Below are 1,600 nucleotides of genomic sequence, written 5' to 3' on the forward strand. Positions count from 1 at the left end.
TGGTCGAGGCTGTGTAAAAACGCCATTCTATGGTAGTGTTTCCCGGTTATTCGGGAGGTTTCGCGATGGGTCGTTTCGTCGAGGAACAGGATCGTAGGCAAGATTTTTTGCTGCCGACGTCACTGGATGATTATGTCGCGGACGATAATCCGGTACGGGTTGTCGAGGCATTCATCGACGAACTGGACCTGGTGGCAGTTGGCTTCGCCGGAGCGACCCCGGCACAGACCGGGCGCCCCGCGTACCACCCTTCAACGATGCTCAAGATCTACCTCTACGGCTATCTGAACAAGATACAGTCGAGCCGACGACTGGAGCGTGAGGCGCAGCGCAATATCGAACTGATGTGGCTGACCGGTCGATTGGCACCGGATTTCAAGACGATCGCCAATTTTCGGCGGGATAATGGTGATGCTGTTCGGGGTGTCTGCAGCCAATTTGTGGTTCTCTGCCGACAGTTGGGCTTGTTCGGACAGGCGACCGTCGCGATCGACGGCAGCAAGTTCAAAGCGGTAAACAACCGGGACCGCAACTACACAGAACATAAGGCAGCCAAGCGGATTGAGCAGGTTGAGGCCAGCATCGAGCGCTACCTTGCGGCCCTCGATCGTGCCGATCGTGAGGCCAGCGACGTTCCGCAAGCGCGGGTCGAACAGATCCGCGAGAAGATCGCGGGCTTGCGCGGTCAGATGCGGTTCCTGCAGGAAATGGCCGCACAGGTTGAGGCTTCGCCCGATCATCAGGTATCCCTGACCGATCCGGATGCCAGGTCCATGAACAGCAGCGGGCGCGGCACTGGAATTGTCGGCTACAACCTGCAGGCAGCGGTGGATGCTGAACACCACCTCATCGTCGCGCATGAGGTGGTGAACGAGGGGAATGACCGGGCGCAACTCGCGCCGATGGGCCGGCGTGCCCAAGCAGCAATCGCCGCACCTGAAATCACCGTTCTGGCGGATCGCGGCTATATGAACGGCGAACAGGTGCTGGAATGCGAAGGCACCGGCATTTTACCCTGCGTGCCCAGAACCGACACGTCAGGCAAAGCTCAGCGCGGCCTCTTCACCAAGGCCGACTTCGTGTACGATGCCGAGCACGACCATTATACCTGCCCGGCAGGGGAGCATCTGACCAAGGCGCGGGCACGGTCGGACCATCACGGCGATATCGACCATTACCGCAACCTGAGCGCCTGCCTGAGCTGCGTTCTGCGGCCGCGCTGTACCACTGAATACGTGAAGCGCGTCAAACGATGGAAGCATGAGGCCGTCATCGACGCCATGCAAAGGCGGCTCGACCTGTTACCCAATGCCATGGGCATCCGGCGTCGAACCGTCGAGCACGTGTTCGGCACGCTCAAATCCTGGATGGGCAGCACCCACTTTCTGACCAAGACACTCAAAAACGTCAGGACCGAGATGAGTTTGTGCGTGCTGGCTTACAACATGAAGCGGATGATCCAGATCATGGGCATTCAGCCGCTCATTGCAGCGATCCGGACCTGACGGGCAAGGGCGGATGCTGGCCATTCCTGCACCAAAACCCCCAAGTCCTCACCCGCGCCATTCACCTGGGAAGCGTTTTTACACAGCCTCGGTCG

At 59.4% G+C, this 1,600-nt stretch carries 1 protein-coding gene; it reads left to right on the forward strand.

The window, feature by feature from the left end; genetic code table 11:
* Positions 1-65 precede the first annotated feature (65 nt).
* On the forward strand, positions 66-1,505 hold the full coding sequence (locus FHW96_RS25865; RefSeq protein WP_172343441.1) for an IS1182 family transposase: 1,440 nt from the start codon (positions 66-68) through the stop codon (positions 1,503-1,505).
* Positions 1,506-1,600 lie beyond the last annotated feature (95 nt).

It is taken from the genome of Novosphingobium sp. SG751A, from assembly GCF_013149295.1.
Lineage (GTDB): Bacteria > Pseudomonadota > Alphaproteobacteria > Sphingomonadales > Sphingomonadaceae > Novosphingobium.